The organism is Sphingopyxis sp. L1A2A, from assembly GCF_005502465.1.
GTDB lineage: Bacteria > Pseudomonadota > Alphaproteobacteria > Sphingomonadales > Sphingomonadaceae > Sphingopyxis.
In genome coordinates this window covers 1-2859 of the sequence record NZ_SCOT01000067.1, presented here as the reverse complement: position 1 = coordinate 2859, position 2859 = coordinate 1, and the positions used below count along the sequence as shown (strand labels likewise).

3 protein-coding genes are annotated in these 2859 nt (G+C 62.7%); 1 reads left to right on the top strand and 2 read right to left on the bottom strand.

Features of this window, described 5'->3' with window-relative positions; translation table 11 throughout:
* On the bottom strand, positions 1-610 hold a 610-nt coding region (locus FFS68_RS17725), incomplete at its 3' end, for an aconitase family protein (protein ID WP_249340228.1).
* 228 nt (positions 611-838) lie between these two features.
* On the opposite strand from FFS68_RS17725, the gene FFS68_RS17720 reads away from it, so the two are divergent.
* On the top strand, positions 839-1645 hold the full coding sequence (locus FFS68_RS17720) for a fumarylacetoacetate hydrolase family protein (protein WP_249340227.1): 807 nt from the start codon (positions 839-841) through the stop codon (positions 1643-1645).
* Here FFS68_RS17720 and FFS68_RS17715 read toward each other — a convergent pair.
* Positions 1612-2859 (bottom strand): acyl-CoA dehydrogenase (locus FFS68_RS17715; protein WP_137754520.1); only part of this gene is annotated, 1248 nt, incomplete at its 5' end. The two genes, FFS68_RS17720 and FFS68_RS17715, sit on opposite strands and share 34 nt — an antisense overlap.

Sequence of the window (2859 nt, the reverse complement as noted above, 5' to 3'; positions counted from 1 at the left end):
CCCCCGCCCCGTCGACCCCGATCGCACCGAGCAGATGCAACGCGAGGTCCTTGGCGTGAACGTGCGGTGCCAGCACCCCGTCGACCGTCACGCGCATGTTGCGCGACCGGCGCTGGCGGATCGTCTGTGTCACCAGCACATGCTCCACCTCCGACGTTCCGATCCCGAACGCCAGCGCGCCAAAGGCACCGTGGGTCGAGGTATGGCTATCGCCGCAGACGATCGTCATCCCGGGCTGCGACCGCCCCTGTTCGGGTCCGACGACATGGACGATCCCGCCGCGCGGATCGCCCATCGGAAAATTCTCGATCCCAAAGCGGCGCGTGTTGTGCACCAGTGCCTCAAGCTGCGCCCGCGCCTCGGCATCGGCGACCCCGGCTGGTCCGGTCGCTTGGCCGGTGGTCGGCACATTATGGTCGGAGAGCGCGAGTGCCCGTTTGGGATGCCGCACCGTTCGCTCCGCGGCAGCAAGCCCGGCGAAGGCCTGCGGCGAGGTAACTTCGTGCAGCAGATGCAGGTCGACATAGAGAAGGGTCTCGCCATCGTCTTCTGCGACGGCATGCGCGTCCCAAATCTTGTCATAGAGCGTGCGCGCGAGCGACTGCTTCATTCGACGATCACCTCTGCGCGCAATCCACTATTGCCAGATTCGATCACAGCCCATCCTCTCGAAGCCCGTCGCTCCCCGCAAGCAAAAAATGCTTAGCTAACTAACCTATAACCTTTGGGCGAATGATGGGGCAAGGATTTTCACGGTCTCGGTTGCCGCTACGCGGTGGACAGGCGAATTTTATTTAGATAGCTAAGTATTTCCTTCCTGCTTTTTGCGAGACATTGCTTGGTCGATCACAAGGATTATGCCGCCCGCATACGCGCCGCTTATACTGGCCAGCCCCTCGCACCGATCCGCTTCGCCGAACCGCTCGCGACGATGAACGACGGCTATGCGATCCAGACGCTGAATCGCAATCATTGGGTGCAGAGCGGCAGGCGGATCGTCGGTGCCAAGATCGGGCTTACTTCGAAGGCGGTGCAGCAGCAACTCGGGGTCGACCAGCCCGATTTCGGCGTCCTGTTCGCCGACATGCAGGTCGGCGAACAGGACGGCGTGCCCGCAGGCCGATTGCTGCAGCCAAAGGTCGAGGCCGAAATCGCCTTCGTGCTCAGCCGTGATATCGACGCCGATGACGAGAACTCGGCGAGCCTCGCCGACGCGATTGCCTATGCGCTTCCGGCGCTCGAAATCGTCGACAGCCGGATTGCCGACTGGGACATTAAAATGGTCGATACGATCGCCGACAACGCTTCGGCGGGCCTCTTTGTTCTGGGCACGCAACCGGTCGACATTCGGAGCCTCGATCTTGCTACCTGCACGATGCAGCTCGAAAAAAATGGCGCGCGCGCCGCCGAAGGGAGCGGCGCGGCTTGCCTCGGCAATCCGCTGAACGCCCTCGCCTGGCTCGCATCAATGCGGATCACCCGCGGCGAGCCGCTGAAGGCTGGCAACATCATCCTGTCGGGCGCGCTCGGCCCGATGGTTCCCGCAACGTCCGGTGACTGCTTTCAGGCGCAAATCGAAGGCATCGGGAGCATCGGGATCCGCTTCGCACCTTACCCCAACGTCTCCCGCCTTGGCCCCAAATAACCAAACAGATACGCCCCCACCTTGCGCATCTGGATCTCCTCCGCCCCCTCGGTGATCCGATAGCGGCGGTGGTGACGATAGATATGCTCGAACGGCTTGTGGCGCGAATAGCCGATGCCGCCATGGACCTGCATCGCGCGGTCGGCGGCTTCGCAGCACAGCCGGTTCGCCCAGTAATTGCACATGCTGACCTTGTCGGAGAGCGTGTGTTCGATCTGTTTGTGCGGGGTGTTGTCCATATCCCATGCGGTCTTGCGGATCAGCAGGCGCAGCATTTCGGCCTGCGTCGCCAGCTCGACGAGCGGGAACTGGATCGCCTGATTTTTCGCCAGCGCCTCTCCGAACGGCTTGCGCTGGCGCGCATATTTGACGCTTTCCTCGATACAGAACACCGCGGCGCCCAGCGATGACGCCGCCTGGCGGATGCGGTTCTGGTGGACAAAGCTCTGCGCAATCGACAGCCCGCCGCCGACCGGGCCAAGCCGCATGCTATCCGGCACCCAAACATTGTCGAAGGTCATCCGCGGATGATCGGTCGGCATGTTGAACGTCCACATATATTCGTCGACCGTCATCCCGGGCGTGCCGGTGGGCACGAGAAGACAAGTGATCCCCTTCGCATCGCCGTCCTGACCATCGGTGCGGCAAAAGGTCGCGCAGTGGGTCGCGACATGCATGCCGGTGATCCACATCTTGCGCCCGTCGATCCGCCAGCCGTCGACGCCATCGCGGGTTTCGCGAACGCCGCGCGTTTCCATATGCGTCGCGTCGCTGCCATGGTCGGGCTCGGTCAGCCCGAAGGCGGTGCGGCGCTTGCCCTCGAACCCGCCGAGGATGAACTCCTGCTTCTGCGCCTCGCTCGTCGCAAACTGCTCGAACATCTCCACAAACGGGAAATTGCCGACGATGCTATGTTCGTTCTGCAGGTCGTTGTGGAGGCCCAACCCCTTGGCGGCGAAATGCTCGCGGATCACCGCCATCCACAGGTTCGAGCCGTCCTTCCCGCCATATTTCTTCGGCGCCGAGAACCGCCAGTGCCCCGCGGCATCGGCCTTGCGCGTGGCTTGGCGCAGCAATTGTTCCCACTCGTGACGCGGCAGTCCCTGATTGTCCCAATCGGTGCGCGCATGTTCGCGGCGATGGTCAAAGAAACGGATATTGTCGTCGGCGTCCTCGAGCGGCTTGATCTCGGCGTCGATGAAGGCATCGAGTTC